Below are 19,793 nucleotides of genomic sequence, written 5' to 3'. Positions count from 1 at the left end.
GACGTGGGCGGTGGGCGGCCGGGGCGTGCCGCTGCCGCTGCTGCTGCCCGCCCTGCTCGGACTGGCGTTCCTGCTCGTGCCGTTGCTCGCGCTGCTGGTGCGGGCGCCGTGGAGCGGGCTGCCCGAGCAGCTCACCAGCGCCGAGGTGTGGCAGGCGCTGCGGCTCTCCCTGGTCTGCGCGACGGCGGCCACCGCGGTGAGCCTGGTCGTCGGCGTGCCGCTGGCCTGGGTGCTGGCCCGGGTGGAGTTCCCCGGGCGCGGGCTGGTGCGGGCGCTGGTGACGCTGCCCCTGGTGCTGCCGCCGGTGGTCGGCGGTGTGGCCCTGCTGACGGCCCTGGGCCGCAACGGCGTCGTCGGCCGGTGGCTGGACTCCTGGTTCGGCGTCACCCTGCCCTTCACCACCGCCGGGGTGGTGCTCGCGGAGGCGTTCGTGGCGATGCCCTTCCTCGTCATCAGCGTCGAGGGCACCCTGCGCGCCGCCGACCGCCGTTTCGAGGAGGCCGCGGCGACGCTCGGCGCCTCCCGCTTCACCGCGTTCCGCCGGGTCACGCTGCCGCTGATCGCCCCGGGCATCGCGGCGGGCGCGGTGCTGGCCTGGGCGCGGGCGCTGGGCGAGTTCGGCGCGACGATCACCTTCGCCGGGAACTTCCCCGGCCGCACCCAGACCATGCCCCTGGCGGTCTACCTCGCCCTGCAGAGCGACCCGGAGGCCGCCATCGCCCTCAGCCTGGTCCTGCTCACCGTGTCCATCGCGGTCCTCGCCGGCCTGCGCGACCGCTGGATGACCGCCTCATGACGACCCGTGACCGCACCGATGCCCCCGCCCCCGCCCCCGGGACCACGGCCGGGGCGGGCCTGGACGCGCGGCTCGTCGTGGACCGCGGCTCCTTCCGGCTGGACGTGGCGCTGACCGCCGCGCCCGGTGACGTGGTCGCCCTGCTCGGCCCCAACGGCGCGGGCAAGACCACGGCGCTGCGCGCCCTGGCCGGCCTGGTGCCGCTGGACGGCGGCCATCTGCGGCTGGACGGCACCCCGCTGGACCGCACCCCGCCGGAGGGCCGTCCGGTCGGCGTGGTCTTCCAGGACTACCTGCTCTTCCCGCACCTGACGGCGCTCGACAACGTGGCCTTCGGGCCGCGCTGCCAGGGGCTGGCCAAGGCGGAGGCCCGCGCGCGGGCGGCCGAGTGGCTGGACCGGATGGGCCTCGCCGCGCACGCGGGTGCCCGGCCCCGCCGGCTCTCCGGCGGGCAGGCGCAGCGGGTCGCCCTGGCCCGCGCGCTGGCCACCCGGCCCCGGCTGCTCCTGCTGGACGAGCCGCTGGCCGCGCTGGACGCCCGGACCCGGCTGGAGGTGCGCGCCCGGCTCCGGCGCCACCTGGCCGGCTTCGAGGCGGTCGCGGTGCTGGTCACGCACGATCCGCTGGACGCCATGGTGCTGGCGGACCGCCTGGTCGTGGTGGAGGGCGGCCGGGTGGTGCAGGAGGGAACGCCCTCGGACGTCGCGCGCCGCCCCCGCACGGACTACATCGCCCGGCTGGTCGGCCTGAACCTCTACCGGGGCCGGGCCGAGGGGCACGCGGTGCGGCTGGACGGGGGGCCGTCGGTCACGACCACCGAGGAGCTGTCCGGGCCGGTCTTCGTGGCGTTCGCGCCGAGCGCCGTCACCCTGCACCGGGAGCGGCCGACCGGGTCCAGCGCCCGCAACCTGTGGCACTGCGAGGTCGCCGGGCTGGAGACCCACGGCGACCGGATCCGCGCGGACCTGGACGGGGACCTCCCGCTCGCCGCCGACCTCACCACGGCCGCCGCCGCCGAGCTGGACCTGTTCCCCGGCACGGAGGTCTGGGCGAGCGTCAAGGCGGTGCAGACGCACGCCTATCCGGCCTGAGTAGGCGGCCGGGGGCGTGCGCCCGGCCCGCCGGCGGGCGCCCGGCGGGCCGGGCTTCACCCCACGCCCCCGCGGTGACATGATGAGGTGAGGCTCACCTTACCTGTGGGCCGTCCGTGTGTGCCGTGTGCCGCGAGGAGACGTCCGTGCGCCTGGAGGGGAGAACCGCGTTCGCCGCGTTCGGGCTGTCCGGTGCGCCGGGCACCGACGCCTTCTGGGCCGCCGCGGGCGGACCCGTGTCGGTGCCCGCCGAGGGGGGCGGCTGGACGACGCTGTTCCTGTGGCGGGGCTCCCCGGCGACCCTGGAGTTCGAGAGCTGGTCGGGGCCGGTGCCGCTGCGCCGCTTCGGGGAAACCGACTGCTGGTACGCGCGGGTGCGCATGCCGGCCCGGCTGCGGGTGACCTACCGGTTCCTGGCGGGGGACGCGGGGCACGCCGACCCGTTCAACCCGGCCGGCGCCGGCGGTGACCGGTCCGTCGCCGCGACCCCGGACGCGCCGGCCCAGCCGCACTGGCCGGACCTCGGCCCGGACGCCGTCCTGCCGCTGCCGCGGACCCGGCTGCGCTGGACGGGCGGGCGGCTCGGCGGGCGGCGTACCGTACGGGTCCATCCGGTGGGCGGCGGCGGGCCGGTGGTGCTGCTGCTCGACGGGGACGACTGGCTGTACCTGCATCCGGCGGCCACCGCCTTCGACGCGGCCCACGCGGCGGGCGAGATGCCGCCGGTGACCCTCGTCCTCCTCCCGGCCCGGGACCGCGAGGCCGAGTTCGCCGGCCGGCCGGAGCTGTGGGAGGCGGTCCGCGACGAACTGCTGCCGCTGGTGGCCGCGTCCGGCGTGCCCGCCGACCCGGGCCGGCTCGTCGTCGCCGGGCAGAGCCTCGGCGGGCTCAGCGCCCTGTACGCGGCCCTGGAGTTCCCCGCGCTCGTGACGCGGGTCGCCTGCCAGTCGGGCTCCTTCTGGTGGGCGCCCGGTGCCGGACGGGCGGCGGACCCGCTGGGCGGCCCGCCCGGCGGCGCCCTCGCCGGGCGGCTGCGCGCGGGCGCGGACCTCTCCGGGCTGCGGATCGCCTTCGACGTCGGGGAACACGAGCGGCGGATGCTGCCGCACTGCGAGCTGGTCGAGACGCTGACCGAATGGGCCGGCGCGACGGTACGGGTCTCACGCTCGGCCTCGGACCACGACCGGGCGGGGTGGCGCCAGGCCCTGCTGCGGGACGTCGCCTGGACCCTCGCCGCGCCGGACGGGCCGGACGCGCCGCCCGCGCCGGGCCGCTGACCGGACACCGGCCCCGACGGCGCGGCCGGGCCCGACGCTACCGGGCCACGGCGCGGCGGTAGGCGTCGTCGCGGGCCAAGAGGTCGCGGTGGGTGCCCTCGGCGGTGATCGTGCCCTCGTCCAGGACCAGGACCCGGTCGGCGGCGTCCAGGAGCGCGGGGCTGCTCGTGAGGACGAGGGTGGTGCGGCCCCGGCGCAGCTTGGCCACGTTCCGGGCGATCAACTGCTCGGTCACCGCGTCGACGGCGGTCGTCGGGTCGTGCAGCACGAGGACGTCGGTGTCGGCGGCCAGGGCGCGGGCCAGCGAGAGCCGCTGGCGCTGGCCGCCGGAGAGGTTGGCGCCCCGGTCGCGCACCTCGTGGTCGAGCCCCGCCCGGTGCAGGGCCACGACGTCGGTCAGCAGGGACGCCTCGACCGCCTCGGGCACCGAACCGCTGGTGCCCGAGGGGTCGATGTTGGAGCGCAGGGTGCCCGCGAAGATCTCCCCGTCGTACGGGTTGACCAGCAGGTGCTCGCGGACGCCCGCCACCGACAGGCCGGCCAGTTCCCGCCCGCCGACCCGCACCGCTCCCCCGTACGCCTTTGGCGGCACGCGCAGCGCGAGCACCGCCGCGAGGTCGGCCGCCGCACGCGGCTGGTGGGCGGCGACGGCGACGAACTCGCCCGCGCGCACCCGGAACGTCAGGTCGCGCAGGGCGCCGTGGCGGACTCGGTCCAGTTCCAGGTCCCCGCCCTCGGGGGGCCTGCCGGTGCCGGGGACGGTGACGGGCGGGGCGGCCAGCACCAGCGCCATCCGGTCGGCGGAGGCGCGCGCGGTCATCACGTACTTGGGCATCTCCGAGAAGAGCTTCAGCGGTTCGATGATGAACTGGGCGAGTCCGACGGCCATGACGAGTTCGCCGAGGGTGATGTCGCCGCGGAAGGCGAGCCGGCCCGCGGTCAGCGTGACGGCGGCGGCCAGGGCGGCGTTGAGGGCGAGCGCGGTGCCCGCGTACACCCCGTTCACCCCGGCGACGGTCACCGCCTGCCGCCTCGCCTCCGTGCTGACCCGGCGGTAGGAGCGGAACGCCGCGTGGTTGCCGCCGAAGCCGTGCAGCGGGCGCAGCCCCGTGATCAGGTCGGCGACCTTGGCGCCCGCCCTGGCCACCCGCGCCTGCTGCTCGCGGGTGCTGTCGCCGATGCGCCGTGACATGACGCTCAGGACCGACAGGATGGCCACGGTGCCCACGATGACCAGCAGCCCGAGGTGGACGCTGGCCAGGCCGAGGGCGACCGCGGCGACCGCCACCGCGACGAGCGAGCTGATGAGCAGCGGCACCACCTCGATGATGTCGGCGGTCTGGTCGGCGTCCTCGGTGGCGATGGTCAGCACCTCGCCGGACTTAAGGCCGGTGTCCCGGGCGACCGGCTGGAGGGAGGCGGAGGCGACCCGCACCCGCCAGCGGTGCGCCTCCGTGGTGTTGGCCTTCTGCAGGACGCGCATGCCGAACCGCCAGGAGTACGAGACCGTCGTGATGATCACCGCCAGGGCGGCGATCGACAGGCCGAGGGAGCGGGGGCCGCGGTCCCGCATCGTGTGCTCCACGATCAGGCCCAGGGCGATGGGGAAGGCCGTCTCCCCCGCCTGGTACAGGCCCATGAGGAACGTGCCCCCGGCCATGGCCTTGATGTTGCGGCGCAGCGCGGTGCGCAGGATGTGGGCCCCCCGGAGGGGGCGCTGGGTGTCAGGCGTGGTCATCGAGATGGCGGGCAATCGCTTCCGGGGTTCGCAGGGTCAGCAGGTCGCGGATGGTGATCACGGGTCCGTACGCGCGGCGGAGCAGGCCGGTCAGCCGCACCGCCAGCATGGAGTGCCCTCCGAGGGCGACGAAGTCGCCGACCGCGCTCACCTCGTCGTCGTCGAGGTCCAGCGCCTCGGCGAAACACTCGCACACCCGGCGTTCGGTGGGGGTGCGCGGTCCGCGCTCGCCGTCGGTGGACAGCGCGCCGAGCGGCCGGGCCGGCGGCAGCGCCCCGGTGTCGGCCTTGCCGTTGACGGTGAGCGGGATCGCCTCCACCTCGGCGTAGAGGCTCGGGCGCAGGAAGTCGGGCAGGGCGGCGCAGACCTCGGCGGCGACCGTGGCCAGGTCGGCGCCGTCCAGCACCAGGTACGCGGCGAGCCGGAGGGTGCCCTCGGCGTCCGGGTCGGGCCGGGCGACCGCGGCGGCGAAGCGCACCGCCGGGTGCGCGGCGAACGCGGCCTCCACCTCGCCGGGTTCGACCCGGTGCCCGCGGATCTTGACCTGCCGGTCGGTGCGGCCGAGGTACGTCAGGTGTCCGTCGGGGCGGCGGACGACGAGGTCGCCGGTGCGGTACACCCGCGCGCCGGGCGGGCCGAAGGGGGCGGCGACGAAGCGCTCCGCGGTCAGCCCCGGGCGGCCGAGGTAGCCGCGGGCGAGGCCGGCGCCGGCCACGTACAGCTCCCCCGCCACGCCGTCCGGCACGGGACGCAGCCAGGGGTCGAGGACGTACGCGTCGGTGTTGTCGATGGGCACGCCCACCACCGGGTCGGCGCACTCGAAGGTGCCGGCGCCGAGGGCGTTGATCGTGTACTCGGTGGGTCCGTACAGGTTGTAGCCCGCCGTGCCCTCGGTCTCCGCGAGCCGCCGCCACAGCGCCGGGGTGACGGCCTCGCCGCCGAGCAGGACGAGCGCCGGCCGCCGGTCCGGGTCGTCGAGGAGCCCCTCGGCGACGAGCTGCTGGGCGTAGGTCGGGGTCACGTTGACGACGTCGATGGCGTGTTCACGGCAGTAGGCGACCAGCCGCGGGGCGTCCCGGCGCAGTTCCTCGTCGCAGATGTGCACCTCGTGGCCGTCGGCCAGCCACAGCAGTTCCTCCCAGGACATGTCGAAGGCGAACGAGACGGTGTGGGCGATCCGGAAGACCCGGTGTCCGTGGTCGGCGAGCACCGGTGCGAAGATCCGGCGCTGGTGGTTGACGAGCATGTTGGTGAGCCCGGCGTACTCGGTGACGACGCCCTTGGGCCGGCCGGTGGAGCCGGAGGTGTAGAGGGTGTACGCGGGGTGGCGCAACCGGTCCGGGTCGTCGGGGGCGAAGGTCGTGTACGGCTCGGCCGCGGGCAGCGGCCGGTCCAGTTCGACGAGGTCCCCGGTCAGCCGGGGCGCCACCCCGGAGACCGTCAGGACGACCTCGGGACGGGCGTCGTCGACGATCGCGGCGATCCGCTCGTCGGGGTGGTCGAGTTCCAGCGGTACGTAGGCGGCGCCGACCCTCAGCACGGCGAAGAGCGCCACGATCGAGTCGAGGGAGCGGGGGACGGCGAGGCCGACGGTGGTCTCGGGGCCGATGCCGCGCCCGGCGAGGACCCCGGCCAGCTCCCGGCTGCGGTCGCGCAGTCCGGCGAACGTGAGGGTGGCCCCGTGGGCGACGAGGGCGGTGCGGTCGGGGGCGCGGTCGGCGGCCCGGTCGAAGCGGTCCACGACGGTGTCCGTGCCGAAGTCGGTGCGCGGCGCGGGCTCGGGCCGGGGGGCGGGACCGGGCAGGGTGCCGAGCGGGCCGTCCCGGTGGGCCAGGTCGTCCAGGACGCGGAGGTAGTCGTCGAGGAGGCGGCGGGCCGCGGCGTCGTCGCCGTCGCGGTGCTCCAGCTTGACGACGAGCCGTTCGCCGGGGGTGACGACCCAGGTGAAGGGGTAGTGGGTGGAGTCGTCGGCCGTCACCGAGGTGATGCCGTGCCGGGTGTTCATCGCGTCGAACGCGTCGTGGTCGAGGAAGTTCTGGTACACGAACAGGTTGTCGAAGAGGGTGTCGTGGCCGCCGGCGCGCTGGATCTCGCCGAGCCCGAGGTGTTCGTGGTCCATCGCCTCGACGCGGGCGGCCTGCACCTCGGCGAGGTACGTGCCGGGGGTGGCGTCGGGCCGGGCCCGGGTCCACTGGGGCACGGTGTTCAGGAGGACGCCGACGAGGCCGGACAGGCCCTCGCCCTCACGGCCGGAGACGGTCACGCCGAACACGGCGTCGGCGCGGCCGGTACGGGCGGCCAGCAGCAGACCGAAGGCGCCGGTCAGGAGGGTGTTGAGGGTGACGCCGTGGGCGCGGGCGGCCTCTCGCAGCCGGTCCGACCGCCGGGCGTCGAGGGTGCGGACGTGGGCGTGCGGGGGACCCTCGTCGAGGGTGGGCGCGGGTCCGGCGAGCAGGGTCGGGCCGGGCAGCCCGGCCAGGTGCCGGGCCCAGAACCGCTCGGCGGGGCCGGTGTCGCGGGCGGCGAGGTCCCGCGCGTACTCCTCGAAACCGGGCGTGGCCGGGCCGGGCCGCGGGGGCCGCCCGTCGAGGACGTCCTGGTAGGCGTCGAAGAGGTCCCGCAGCACGATCTCGCGGGACCAGCCGTCCCACAGCAGCAGGTGGTGGCTGAGGAGCAGTCCGTCGCGGCCGTCGGGCCGGCGGACCACGGTCAGCCGCAGCAGCGGCGGCTCGCCCGCGTCGAAGCCGGTGTCCCGGTCCCGGGCGCGCAACTCCTCGACCTCGGCGTCGGCGGCGAGGTCGACGGTGCGCACGGGGACCCGGAGGCCGGCGCGGAGGACCTGGACCGGGTCGCCGTCGTCGCCGGTGGTGAAGCCGGCGCCGACGACGGGGTGCCGGGCGGTCAGCCGGGCCGCCGCCTCGGCGAGCGCGTCGGGGTCCAGGCGCCGGTCGAAGGCGAAGTAGCTCTGGGCCACGTACTGCGCGGCCCGGCCGGTCATCTGGGCCTGGAAGTACAGGCCGCGCTGGAGCGGGGTGACCGGTGCGGTGCGCACGGCGGTCGCGGCGGCCGCCGCGAGCCGTTCCAGGGCGTGCAGCCAGTGGCCGGTGATCTCGTCGGGAACGCCCTCGGCGAGGGTGAAGGAGGCGTGCAGGCCGCCCGTCCCGGTGTCGGTCCAGGCGTTGACCTCGACGGCGTACGGGCTCTCCTGGCCGGCTCCCGCGAGGTGCAGGGCGCGGTCCTCGGTGGCCCGGCCGAGGTAGTTGAGGAGCACCTGGGGGCGGGCGGTGAGCAGCGGCGCGGTCTGCGGGTCGAGGTACCTGAGGCGGCCGTAGCCGGCGTGTGCGCGCTCGTCGGGCATGCGGTCGGCGGCCTCGCGCGCGGCGGCGACGGGGTCGGTGTGCGCGGTCAGGCGCAGGGGGGCGATGGCGGTGAACCAGCCGACGGTGCGCGTGTAGTCGTGGTCGGGCCGGGCCGGGACGCGGCCGTGCCGTTCCAGGTCGACGGCGAGGTCGGTGGGGTCGGGCTGGATGCGGGTGAGGGCGGTGCGCAGGGCTCCGCAGAGCAGTTCGGTCACGCCGAGGCCGAGCGCGGCGGGCGCGGTGCGGATGACGGTGTGGGCGGCCGGGGGCGGAAGGACGACGGTGGTCTCGCGCAGCCCCCGGGCCGGGGGCAGCGGGGCGGGCGCGGCGAGGGTGGTGATCCAGCGCCCGAGGTCGGCGACGGGGTGGCCGGCCGGGTCGGCGAGGGCGGCGGCGTAGGCGGCGTACGGGGTGGTGGCCGGGGGCGGGGCGGCGCCGTCGAGGGCGGCGGCGAGGTCGTCGAGGAGGATCACCCAGGACACCGCGTCGACGGCGAGGTGGTGGACGGTGACCACGAGGGTACGGCTCCCGGGGAGCCAGGTGAAGGCGGCGGTGTGCCCGGTGGTGGGGTCGAGGCGGTCGGCGGCCTCCTCGGCGGCGCTCTGCGGGTCGGCGGTGTCGTCGTGGACGACGGTGGCGGGGCCGGCCGGATCGGTGCGCAGGGTCCACACGCCGTGGTCGGTGGCCAGCCGCAGCCGGAGCGCGGGGTGGGCGGCGAGGAGGGCGTCGGCCGCGCGCCGGACGTCGGCGAGTGCGGTGCCCTCGGGGGTGGTGAGGGTGCGGGCCTGGGCGAAGCGGGCCAGGGGGCCGCCGAGTTCGCGCCGGCGCAGGATGATCGGCGTCGGGGCGAGGGGGCCGTCCCCGGCGGGGGCGGACGCCCGCGGTGCGGGGGCCGGGGCGCTGCGGGCCAGGTGGGCGGCGAGGGCGCGCGGGGTGCGGTGCAGGAAGACGTCGCGGGGGGCGATGGGCAGGCCGAGGGCGCGGGCCCGGTTGATCAGGCCGATGGCGACGATGCTGTCGCCGCCGGCGGCGAAGAAGTCGGTGCCGGGGCCGACGTCGGTGCCGGGCAGCGCGGCGGCGAAGACGCCGACCAGGGCGTCGAGGGCATCGGCGCCGGGGGCGGCGGACGGCGCGTCGGCGGCGGTGGTGCGGGGGGTGTCGGCGGCGGCGCGTTCGGTGAGTGCCCGGCGGTCGAGTTTGCCGTTGACGGTGAGCGGCAGGGCGTCGGCGGGCAGGACGCGGGCGGGCACCATGTGCCGGGGCAGCTTGGCGGTGAGCCGGTCGGTGAGGTCGCCGGGGACGCGTCCGACGACGTGCGCGACGAGGTGGTCGCCGCTGCCGGCGACCACGACGGCCGCGTCGGCCACGCCGTCGACCTGCCGGATCGCGGTCTCCACCTCGCCGAGTTCGACGCGGAAGCCGTGCAGTTGCACCTGGTCGTCGGCGCGGCGGGTGAACTCCAGCTCGCCGTCGAGGGTGCGGCGGGCGAGGTCGCCCGTGTGGTACATGCGGGAGCCGTCGCCGGCGAAGGGGTCGGCGACGAACCGGGAGGCGGTCAGTCCGGGCCGGGCCAGGTAGCCGAGGGCGACCTGGTCGCCGGAGACGTAGATGGCGCCCTCGCGGCCCGGCGGCACCGGCCGCAGCCGCTCGTCGAGCAGGTGGGTGACGAGGCCGGGGAGGGGCCCGCCGATGGGGCTGGCCGCGCCGCCGGAGGCGAAGTCCTCGTCGGTCAGGACGCGGTGGGTGACGTGGACGGTGGTCTCGGTGATGCCGTACATGTTCACCAGCTCGGGCGAGCGGGTGCCGTGCCGTTCCACCCAGCCGCGCAGCCGCCGCGGGTCCAGCGGTTCCCCGCCGAAGATGATCCGGCGCAGGGCGCGGGCCGGGCCGGGGGCGAGCCGGTCGGCCTCGGCGAACTGGTGGAAGGCGGACGGGGTCTGGTTGAGGACGGTGACGCCGCGGTCGCGGACCAGGCGGTGGAAGTCGGCCGGGGAGCGGGTCAGCGCGTACTCGGGGACGAGGAGTTCGGCGCCGTGCAGCAGGGCGCCCCACAGTTCCCAGACGGCGAAGTCGAAGGACGCGGAGTGGAACTGCACCCACACGTCCCGCGGCCCGAAGTCCATCACGGGCCGGGTCCGCTCCAGCAGGGTCACGACGCTGGAGTGCGGGACGACGACGCCCTTGGGGCGGCCGGTCGAACCGGAGGTGTAGATGACGTAGGCGGCGTCCCGCGGGCCGGCCTCGCGCGCCGGTGCGGGCGGGGCGGCGGCGCCGTCCGGGGCCTCGCCGTCGGGGCCCTCGCCGGGGACGAGGAGGCGGGCGGGCGATCCGGCGCGGGCCAGGAGCCCGGCGAAGCGGTCGCGGTGGGCCGGGTCGACGAGGACGACCCGCGGCGCGGCGTCGGTGAGGACGTACTCCAGCCGCTCGTCGGGGTAGGCGAGGTCCAGCGGCAGGTAGGCGCCGCCCGCGCCGACGACGGCGACCAGGGCGACGACCTGTTCCAGCGAGCGCGGGAGGGCGACGGCGACCCGCTCGCCGGGGCCGGTGCCGGCCGCGGCGAGGGCCCGGACCAGGCGGTCCCTCTCCGCCGCCAGCTCGCCGTAGGTCAGGGAGCGGGTGGTGCCGTCGAGGGCGCACTGGGTGACGGCGGTGGCCTGCGGGTCGCGGCGGGCGGCGGCGTCGAACAGCGTGCCCAGGGTGGCCGGCGCGGTCCGCGCGGGTGCCGGGGTCTCCTCGTCGCGGGCCGCCTCGGCGGCGGGGCCGCCGGGCCGGGCGAGCAGCCCGGTGAGGGTGCGGGTGAAGGTGCGCAGCAGGGCGCGGGCGCCGCTCTCGCGCAGCAGGGCGGCGTCGTGGATGAGCCGGAAGCGGGGGCGGCCCTCGGGGGTGCGTTCCACGACGAGGGTGAGCGGGTAGTGGGGGGCGCCCTCGTTGGCGATGTGGGTGATGGCCAGGGTGTCGCCGGGTGCGCGGAGGGTGGCCGGGTCGGTGGCGACGTCGAAGACGACGAGCGTGTCGAAGAGGGGCCCGCCGCCGGCCAGCCGGCCGACGCGGGCGAGGGAGACGTGCTGGTGGGCGAGGACGGCGCGCTGGTGCTCGCGTACCGAGGCGAGCAGGTCGCCCGCGGTGGTCGTGGCGGTCCAGCGGACGCGGACGGGAAGGGTGTTGATGAAGAGTCCGACCATGTCCTCGATGCCGGGCACGTCGGCGTCGCGGCCGGAGACGGTGGAGCCGAAGACGACGTCCGTGCGGTGCAGGATGCCGCCCAGGGTGAGGGCCCAGGCGCCGTGCACGGCGGCGCTGAGCGGTACGCCGGCCGAGCGGGCGGCGGCGTCGATGTCGGTATCGTCCCCGGCCGTCTCCTCCCCCGCCTCGACGGTGACGTCGGCGAACCGGTCGCAGGGGGTGTGGTCCTCGGCCACCAGACAGGGGCCGGGCAGGCCGGCCAGCCGTCCGCGCCAGAAGCGGTCGCTCTCGGCGTCGTCGGCGAGGGCGAGCCGGCGCGCGTGCGCGGCGAAGCCCCCGTCGGGCAGGGTGCTGCCGGGGGCGTGGTACTCGGCCAGCAGGGTGCGCAGCATGGGCGGTACGGACCAGCCGTCGGCGACGATGTGGTGGACGGTCTGGACGAGGACGTGGCGGCCGGAGCCGGCCCGGACCAGGGTGTAGCGCATGAGGGGGCCGACGGCGGGGTCGAAGCCGGCCCGCCGGTCGCGTTCGGCGAGTTCGCGCAGTTCTGCGTCGGTGATGCCGGGACGGTCCAGGACGGTGAAGGGCGCCTCGGCGCCGTCCTCCAGGACGGAGACCACCCGGCCGTCGGCGAGCGGGACGAAGCGGGCGGCGAGGCCGGGGTGGACGGTGAGCAGGCGGGTGGCCGCCGCGGCGAGGCGCCCGGCGTCCGGTTCGCCCTCCAGGGTGAGGAGTTGCTGTTCGACGTAGCTGCCGGTGGCGTCGCCGTCGTACACCGAGTGGAAGTACAGGCCCTCCTGGAGGGGTGTCAGCGGCAGGATGTCGCGCAGGGCGGGTCCGTCGAGGGCGTCGACGTCGGCCTGCGTGAGGCGGACGGCGGGGAAGTCGCTGGGGGTGTGGCCGCCGCCGTCGAGGGCGGCGAGTCCGGTGAGGGCCTGGTGGTAGGAGCCGGTGAGGGCGGTGATGTCCTCCTCGGTGAAGAGGCCGTCGGGCCAGGAGACGGTGGTGACCAGCTCGTAGCCGCCGCCGGGGGCGGGTTCGGCGATCGCGTTGAACTCCAGGGCGCGCGGCAGGCGCATCCGGGGGTCGCGGCGCTCGCCCAGGTGGCGGGTGCTGCCGGCGGGGCGCCACTCCTCCGTGCCGCCGGCGTCGTGGCGGCCGAGGTAGTTGAAGAGGACCTGGGGTGCGGGGGTGTCGAAGGCGACGCCGTGCACGTGGCGCAGGACGCCGTAGGGCAGGCCGTTGCCCGGTACCGCGGCGAGGTCCTCCTTGACCGCCTTGAGGGCGGCGGCCAGGTGGGCGGGCTCGGTGGGGTCGGTGGCCGTACCGGGGTCCACGGTCACCGGGAACAGCGTGGTGAACCAGCCGACGGTGCGGGAGAGGTCGGGTGCGAAGCCGGCGCCGGGGGCGACGAGCTGGGGCTCGCGGCCGTGGCCCTCCAGTTCGATGTGGGCGTGGGTCTGGTCCTGGCCGAGGTCGCGGCGCAGCCGGGCGAGGGCCACGGCGAGCGCGGTCAGCAGGACGTCGTTGACCCGGGCGTGGAAGCGGGCCGGGACCTCCCCGAGCAGCGCGGCCGTCGCGGCGGGAGCGACGCGCACGGTGCGCAGCCGTTCCCGGGCGACGGTGTCGGAGGCGGCGAGGGGGCGGCGGCCCAGGAGGGCGTCCGGCAGGTGCCGGGAGCGGCGGAAGGCATCGGCGTGCGCGTCCAGGGGCGTGCGGGCCAGGAGCTGGGTCCAGCGGCGGAACGAGGTGCCCACCGGGGGCGGGGAGACCGGCGAGCCGGAGACGAACTGCCGCCAGGCGGTGGCCAGATCGTCGGTGAGGATGTGCCAGGAGACGCCGTCGACGACCACGTGGTGGGCGACGAGGACGAGTTGGCGGGCGGCGGGGCGCCAGACGGCGCGCAGCATCACGCCGGCGTCGGGGTCCAGCGCCTCGGTGGCGAGGGCGACGCAGGTGTCGAGGGGGGCGTCGCTCTCCTGCCACAGCGGACCGGGGGGCGTCCCCTTCTCGGGCACGTGGAATCCCCAGTGCTCGCCGCGCACCAGGCGGGCGCGGAGCATGTCGTGGCGGGCGACGACGGCGGCCAGGACGGTGTCGAGGGCGCCGGCGGTGAGTCCGGCGGGGGTGTTGAGCACCAGGGACTGGACGAAGCCGTCGACGGCGTCGGTGGTCTCGCCGAGCCAGCGCACGACGGCCGAGCCGGTGATCTCGCCGGCGGGGACGTCGCCGGGGTCGCCGGGGGCGACCTCCTCGCGGCTCGCCACCGCCGCCAGTTCGCGGACCACGGTGTGGGTGAGGATCTGCCGTACGGTGACGTGCAGTCCGGCCGCGCGCAGGGCGCCGAGCAGGGAGATGGCGAGGATGCTGTCGCCGCCGAGGCGGAAGAAGTCCTGGTCGGCGCCGACCCGGTCGAGGCGCAGCACCGCGGCGACCGCCTCGCACACCAGGCGCTCCTCCTCGGTGGCGGGCGGGGCCGCGGCCTCGTCGGCGGCCACCGGTTCGGGGAGCGCGGCGCGGTCCAGCTTGCCGTGGGCGGTGAGCGGGAAGGCGTCCATCACGACGATGTGGGCGGGCACCATGTACGCGACCATGTGCCCGGCGGCCCAGTCGGTGACGTCCTCGGCGCGCAGCCCCTCGGCGCCGGACGCCGGGATGACGTAGCCCACGAGGTAGGTGCCGCCGGCGGTGTTCGTCCGGGCGACGACGCAGGCGTGCCGGACGCCGGGGTGTTCGGTCAGGCCCGACTCGACGTCCTCGATCTCCAGCCGCATGCCGCGGATCTTGACCTGGTTGTCGGCCCGGCCGAGGAAGTCCAGCGAGCCGTCCGGGGCCCAGCGGGCGAGGTCGCCGGTGCGGTAGAGGCGGGAGCCGTCGGCGGCGAAGGGGTCGGCGACGAAGCGGGCGGCGGTGAGGGCGGGCGCGTTGACGTAGCCGCGGCCGAGCAGGAAGCCGCCCGCGTACAGTTCGCCGCCGACGCCGACGGGGACGGGGCGCAGTTCGTCGTCGAGGACGTAGAGCCGGGTGTTGGGGTTGGCGCGGCCGATGGAGGTCGACAGGCGTTCGGCCGCGCCCCGGTAGACGACGTGGGAGACGCCGATGGTCGTCTCGGCGGGGCCGTAGCCGTGGTAGAGGGGGATGCCGAGCCGGGCGCGGAAGCGTGCGTACAGCTCGGGGGTGAGCACCTCGCCGCCGCACCACACGTGGCGCAGGCTGTCCAGGCGCCCGGTGTCGCCGACGAGTTCGAGCAGGACGTCGAGCATGGAGGAGACGAGGTAGGTGAAGGTGACGCGGTGCTCGGCGATGACGCCGAGCAGGTGGTGCGGGTCGCGTTCGCCGCCGGGGCGCAGGACGACCAGGCGTCCGCCGCGCACCAGGGGCAGGAAGATCTCGTTGACGGAGATGTCGAAGGACAGGGGCGCCTTGAAGAGGGAGGCGTCGTCGGGGCCGAAGCGCAGGATCTCCCCGGCCTGCCACAGCAGGCGTTCGCTGATCGCCTCGTGGCGGATCATGGCGCCCTTGGGCCGGCCGGTGGAGCCGGAGGTGAAGATGACGTAGGCGAGCGCGGCGCCGGGGATCGGGAGGCCGGGGCCTTCGGCGGGCCGGTCGGCGTAGCGCCAGTCGGCGAGGTCGACGGCGGCGGCCTCGGGCTCGTCCGGGGCGTGGTCGCCGGTGGCGTTGAGCTGGAGGACGACGCGGGCGTCCTCGATGACGGCGGCCCGGCGGGCGGCGGGCCAGCACGGGTCGAGCGGGACGAATGCGCCGCCCGCGCGGAGCACCGCGAGCAGGCCGATCACCAGGTCGGCGCTGCGGTCCAGGGAGACGCCGACGACCTGTTCGGGGCGGAGCCCGCGGGCGAGCAGGTGGTGGGCGAGCTGGGCGGAGAGGGTGTCCGTCTCGCGGTAGGTCAGGGTGCGGTGCTCGTCGACGAGGGCGACGGCGTCGGGCCGCGCCTCGGCCTGGGCGCGGAACATCTCGACGAGGGTGGGGCGTTCGCGCTCGGCGTCGGTGTCGTTCCAGGCGGCGAGGTCGGCGAGCCGCCGGGCCGCGTCGCAGGGGGCGATGGTGCCGAGGGGCCGGTCGGGGAAGTCGGCGAGGTCGTCCAGGGCGAGCTGGGCCTCGGCGGGGTCGACGCCCTCGGGCACGGGGATGTCGAGGCCGTCGCCGCCGGTGTCCGGGGCGTGGTCCGCGCCGCCGTGGTGGGCCCAGCCGAGGACGTCGGCGAACAGGGTGCCGGGGGTGAGGTCGATGCCCTCGGGGCTGTCGCCGTGCGCCCAGTGGGCGAGCGCGGCGGCGCAGGCCCGGGTGATGGTCCGGTCGTCGTAGTCGCCGGCCCGGCGGCGGACGCCGTCCAGGCGGGCGGGTGAAAGCCGTACGTGTCGGTCGGTCGGTTGCCTCATGGGAGACTCCACACCCCTCCGGGGCCGGGGTGTCCGGCCCCCTCTCACGGCGGTTCGCCTAACTTCCCTCGCGCCACGCCCGCCACAGCCGGGCGTACCGGCCGCCGAGGGCGACCAGTTCGTCGTGGGTTCCCTCCTCCACGACCCGCCCCGCGTCGAGCACGGCGATCCGGTCGGCCGCCATCGCCTGGGTGAGCCGGTGGGCCACGAAGAGGGTGGTCCGGCCGGCGCAGGCGGCCCGTACGGCACGTTCCAGCCCGGCGGCGCCTTCGCTGCCGGCCTCCGCGGTCGACTCGTCGAGCACCACCACCGGGGTCCGGCCGAGTACCAGCCGGGCCAGGGCGATACGGGCGACGGTCGTGGTGTCCAGCCGCTCCCCGCCCTCGCCGACCCCGGTGGCGAGTCCGTCGGGAAAGGCGTCGAGCCATTCGCCGGCGCCGACCGTGCGCAGGGCCGCGGTCAGTTCGGCGTCGGTGGCCCGCGGCGCGGCCAGCCGCAGGTCGTCGGCGAGCGGTCCGGAGAACACGTGGGTCTCCTGGGTGAGGATGCTCACCAGGGCGCGTGCGCCGGCCTCGTCGACGTCGGCGAGGTCGGTGGTGCCGATGCGCACCGAGCCGGCCTCGGGGGTGCCGAGGCCCGCGATCAGGGCGGCCAGGGTGGTCTTGCCCGCGCCGGTGGCGCCGACCAGGGCGAGGGAGCCGCCCGCCGGGATGGTCAGGTCGACGTCGCGCAGCACCGGTTCCTCGGCGCCGGGGTAGCGGAAGGTCAGCCCCCGGACGGTCACCGGGTGGGGCTCCGGCCGGGCGGGGGCGACGGCCGCGTCGCCCACCAGGCGCTCCTGCGCGGGCTCCGCCAGGACGCCGACCAGCCGGACGAGGCCGGCGCCGGACTTCTGGGCCTCGTCGAAGGTGAACATGATGGAGCCGAGCGGGGTGAAGAGCCGGTGGAAGAGGAGCGGGGCCGCCGAGACCTCGCCGAGGGTCGCGGCGTCGGCCTCCAGCAGGGCGTACCCCACGAGGATGATGAGGACGAGGCCGATGAACTCGGCGCGGTTCTCCCGGCCGACGAACCGGCCGAAGAAGCGGAAGACCTCGACGCCGAGGTCGCGTACCCGCCAGGACTCCTCGGTGACCCGGGTGCGGAAGGCGTCCTCCAGGCGGTAGGCGCGGACGGTGTCGACGCCGTCGAGCCCGCTGATCAGGGCTTGCGCGCGGTCGGCCTGGGCGGCGCGCTGGCGCCGGTAGAGCGGGGCGGAGCGCGGCAGGTACCAGCGCAGGGCCAGGGCGTAGGCGGGCAGCGCGCCGGCGCCGGCCAGGCCGAGCCGCCAGTCCAGTCCGAACATGCCGGCCGTGGCGATGAGGACCAGCACCCCGGCGGAGAACACGGTGGGCACGGCCGTGCGGATGCCCTTGGAGAGCACGGCGACGTCGTCCCCGACCCGGGAGAGCACGTCCCCGCGGCCGACCTGCTCGATCCGGGCGCTCGGCATGCCGAGGACGGCGCGTACGGCGCCCTCGCGCAGCCGGGCGAGGAGATCGGCGCCGAGACGGCCCACGAGGCAGGCGGAGGCCGCCGTCGCCGCCGCGCCGAGCACCGCCGAGGCGACGAGGAGCGCGCCGACGGTGACGAGGACCGAGCGGTCCTCGCCCGCGACGACGGCGTCGACGACCCGGCCGAGCAGGAGGACGGGGAGCACCTGGAGCGCCGCGCCGGCCACCGTGGTGAGCACGGTGGCCGCCGTCAGCCAGGGCACCCGGCGGCAGTGGGCGGCGACCCAGCGCACGCCCTCGCGGGCGGTGGCGGTGCGCAGCGTGGCGGGCGGGGCGGGCGCTGCCCGCGTCTCGGTGGCCGTCACATCCGCCCGGCCGACTCGACGAGCTGGTCGATGGCGTACGGCAGGGAGAGCAGGGTGCTCTGGGACATGGCCGCGCCGACCGCCGGGCCCTCGCTGTCGAGGAGGTAGGCGACCTTGCCGTCCTTGACGGCCGACAGGTTGGTGAACAGCGGGAACTTCTCGAGCGCTTCCTGGTCGGCGCGGTCGCCGATGACGAAGATGCGGTCGACGTCGACGAGGTCGACGCGTTCGGGCGAGAGCACGGTGTAGAAGCTGCCGTCGGCGATCTCGTCGATCTCGGTCCGTCCCTCGTAGCCGATGCCGGTCAGGAGCCGGCCGCGCACGTCGGTGGTGGTGAAGGGTGCCACGGAGTCCTTGTACCAGGAGAGCGCGACGGCGGTCTTGCCGGCGAACTCGGGGTGGTCGCGCCGGGCCGCGTCGAGCTTGGCCTGGACGGCCTGGACCTGCCGCTCGCCCTCGTCGGCCTTGCCGAGGGCCTTGGCGATCTGGAGCGCGTTGTCCTGCCAGGGGGCGCTGAAGGGTTCCTTCTCGGCCTTGGTGCGGCCCACGGTCGGGGCGATGCGGGTGAGCTTGTCGTAGGCGGCCTGGTCGATCTCGGAGTAGACCGCGATGATCAGGTCGGGCCGCAGGGTGGCGATCTTCTCGTAGTTGGGGCCGGAGTCGCCGTTGCTCATGACGACCTCGGGGCGGGTGTCGCCCCACTTGTCCTTGACCCAGGGCCACTGGGTGTTGATGTCGGGGCTCCGGCCCGACGGGTTCGGGTACTGGTCGACCATGCCGACCGGCTTGACGCCGAGGGCGAGGACGGCCTGGTCGTCGGTGTAGCCGACGGAGACGACGCGCTGGGGGGCCTTGTCGACGCGGGTGGTGCCGAAGGCGTGCTCCACGCTGACCGGGAAGGTGCCCGCGGCGGCGGTGGACCTCGCGTCGTCCGTGTCGTCCGCGGAGCCGGACCCGCATCCGGCCAGGAGGCCGGCGCCGAGGGCCGTGGCGGCCAGCACGGCCGCCGTCCGCCGCCAGGACTTCACGAGCGTCGTTCTCTGAAGGAGCATCCCGCAATCCCTTGTTCGCGCAGGTCCGTCGCGCCCCCGTGCCGGGGGCAGGCACACCATATCCAGGTCAAGTAAGGCTAGGCTAGCCTTACTTGACGTTATCTTGATCCCGTTTGGCCCGACCGGACGTGCGTACGGCCAATGGGGACGACCAACGGCCGCTCCCCCACCGGGTCGTCGAGCACCGCGGCCCGCAGACCGAACGCCTCGTACAGCACATCGGCGGTGATCACGTCCCGGGGATGGCCCTGGGCGAGGATCGCGCCGTCCCGCATCACGATGAGGTGGTCGCTGTAGCGCGCGGCCAGGTTGAGGTCGTGCAGCACCATCACCACGGCGCACCCCGACTCGTGCAGGTCGTCGACGAGGTCCAGCACGTCGACCGCGTGCGCGAGGTCGAGGTAGGTCGTCGGCTCGTCCAGCAGCAGCAGGTCGGTCCCCTGGGCCAGCGTCATCGAGATCCACACCCGCTGGCGCTGGCCGCCGGAGAGCGAGTCGACGGGGCGGTCGGCGAGGTCGGCCACCCCGGTCAGGGCCAGGGCGCGTTCGACCACGGCGGCGTCGTCCGAGGACCACTGCCGCAGCCAGCTCTGGTGCGGGTGCCGGCCCCGGGCGACCAGGTCGGCGACGGTCAGCCCGTCCGGCGCGACCGGCGCCTGCGGCAGCATCCCGAGCCTCCTCGCCACGTCCCGGGTGCGGAGGGTGGCGATGTCCTCGCCGTCCAGCACGACGGTGCCCTCGGTGGGTCTCAGCAGCCGGGCCAGGGTCCTCAACAGCGTCGACTTCCCACAGCCGTTGGGGCCGATGATGGTCGTGACCACCCCCGGCGGGATCTCGGCGTCGAGGCCGTCCAGCACGGTCCGGCCGCCGTAGCCGACGGTGACGCCCCGGGCCCGGAGCCGGGCGGCCCCGGCGGTCCCGGCGGCCGGGGTCCCGGCGGCCGGGGTCCCGGCGGCCGGGGTCCCGGCGGTGGTGAGGAACTCGGCGACCACGTGGCCCCCTTCGTCGAGTGGTGTCCGGACGGCTCCGTCCCCGTCCCGTC

The 19,793-nt window shown here is 76.1% G+C and carries 8 protein-coding genes; 3 read left to right on the top strand and 5 right to left on the bottom strand.

The window, feature by feature from the left end:
- Window positions 1-10 precede the first annotated feature (10 nt).
- From VM636_RS28130 to VM636_RS28120, 3 genes are all read left to right on the top strand, one after another.
- Window positions 11-796, top strand: a complete 786-nt coding sequence (locus VM636_RS28130) for an ABC transporter permease (protein ID WP_199809350.1) — start codon at window positions 11-13, stop codon at window positions 794-796.
- Window positions 793-1,887, top strand: coding sequence for an ABC transporter ATP-binding protein (locus VM636_RS28125; protein ID WP_053913110.1), 1,095 nt, complete (start codon window positions 793-795; stop codon window positions 1,885-1,887). Before VM636_RS28130 ends, VM636_RS28125 begins: the two co-directional genes overlap by 4 nt.
- Before the next feature lie 146 nt (window positions 1,888-2,033).
- Window positions 2,034-3,164: an alpha/beta hydrolase-fold protein gene (locus tag VM636_RS28120; RefSeq protein WP_338485957.1), complete on the top strand. Its 1,131-nt coding sequence runs from the start codon at window positions 2,034-2,036 to the stop codon at window positions 3,162-3,164.
- Between the two features lie 37 nt (window positions 3,165-3,201).
- Here the strand turns inward: VM636_RS28120 and VM636_RS28115 are convergent, their stop codons facing one another.
- From VM636_RS28115 to VM636_RS28095, 5 genes are all read right to left on the bottom strand, one after another.
- Window positions 3,202-4,902, bottom strand: coding sequence for an ABC transporter ATP-binding protein (locus tag VM636_RS28115; protein WP_053913112.1), 1,701 nt, complete (start codon window positions 4,900-4,902; stop codon window positions 3,202-3,204).
- Window positions 4,889-15,844 carry an amino acid adenylation domain-containing protein gene (locus VM636_RS28110; protein ID WP_338485956.1) on the bottom strand — a complete coding sequence of 3,652 codons (10,956 nt, stop codon included), beginning with the start codon at window positions 15,842-15,844 and terminating at the stop codon, window positions 4,889-4,891. Before VM636_RS28110 ends, VM636_RS28115 begins: the two co-directional genes overlap by 14 nt.
- A gap of 58 nt (window positions 15,845-15,902) precedes the next feature.
- On the bottom strand, window positions 15,903-17,699 hold the full coding sequence (locus VM636_RS28105) for an ABC transporter ATP-binding protein (protein WP_338485955.1): 1,797 nt from the start codon (window positions 17,697-17,699) through the stop codon (window positions 15,903-15,905).
- Complete coding sequence (locus VM636_RS28100; RefSeq protein WP_338485954.1) at window positions 17,696-18,751, bottom strand: iron-siderophore ABC transporter substrate-binding protein; 1,056 nt, start codon at window positions 18,749-18,751, stop codon at window positions 17,696-17,698. Before VM636_RS28100 ends, VM636_RS28105 begins: the two co-directional genes overlap by 4 nt.
- A 98-nt stretch (window positions 18,752-18,849) precedes the next feature.
- The gene (locus tag VM636_RS28095; protein ID WP_338485953.1) at window positions 18,850-19,743 is read right to left on the bottom strand and encodes an ABC transporter ATP-binding protein; all 894 of its coding nucleotides are present in this window, start codon (window positions 19,741-19,743) and stop codon (window positions 18,850-18,852) included.
- Between the last annotated feature and the right edge of the window lie 50 nt (window positions 19,744-19,793).

It is taken from the genome of Streptomyces sp. SCSIO 75703, assembly GCF_036607905.1.
Classification (GTDB): Bacteria; Actinomycetota; Actinomycetes; order Streptomycetales; family Streptomycetaceae; genus Streptomyces.
Note: the sequence above shows the minus strand (reverse complement) of the source record. Positions and strands in the feature narration are given on the sequence as shown.

Excerpts from the sequence above, each read along its gene's own strand:
- VM636_RS28115 (WP_053913112.1), bottom strand. The coding sequence starts at position 4,902 with ATGACCACGCCTGACACCCAGCGCCCCCTCCGGGGGGCCCACATCCTG.
- VM636_RS28100 (WP_338485954.1), bottom strand. The coding sequence starts at position 18,751 with ATGCTCCTTCAGAGAACGACGCTCGTGAAGTCCTGGCGGCGGACGGCG.
- VM636_RS28110 (WP_338485956.1), bottom strand. The coding sequence starts at position 15,844 with ATGAGGCAACCGACCGACCGACACGTACGGCTTTCACCCGCCCGCCTG.
- VM636_RS28125 (WP_053913110.1), top strand. The coding sequence starts at position 793 with ATGACGACCCGTGACCGCACCGATGCCCCCGCCCCCGCCCCCGGGACC.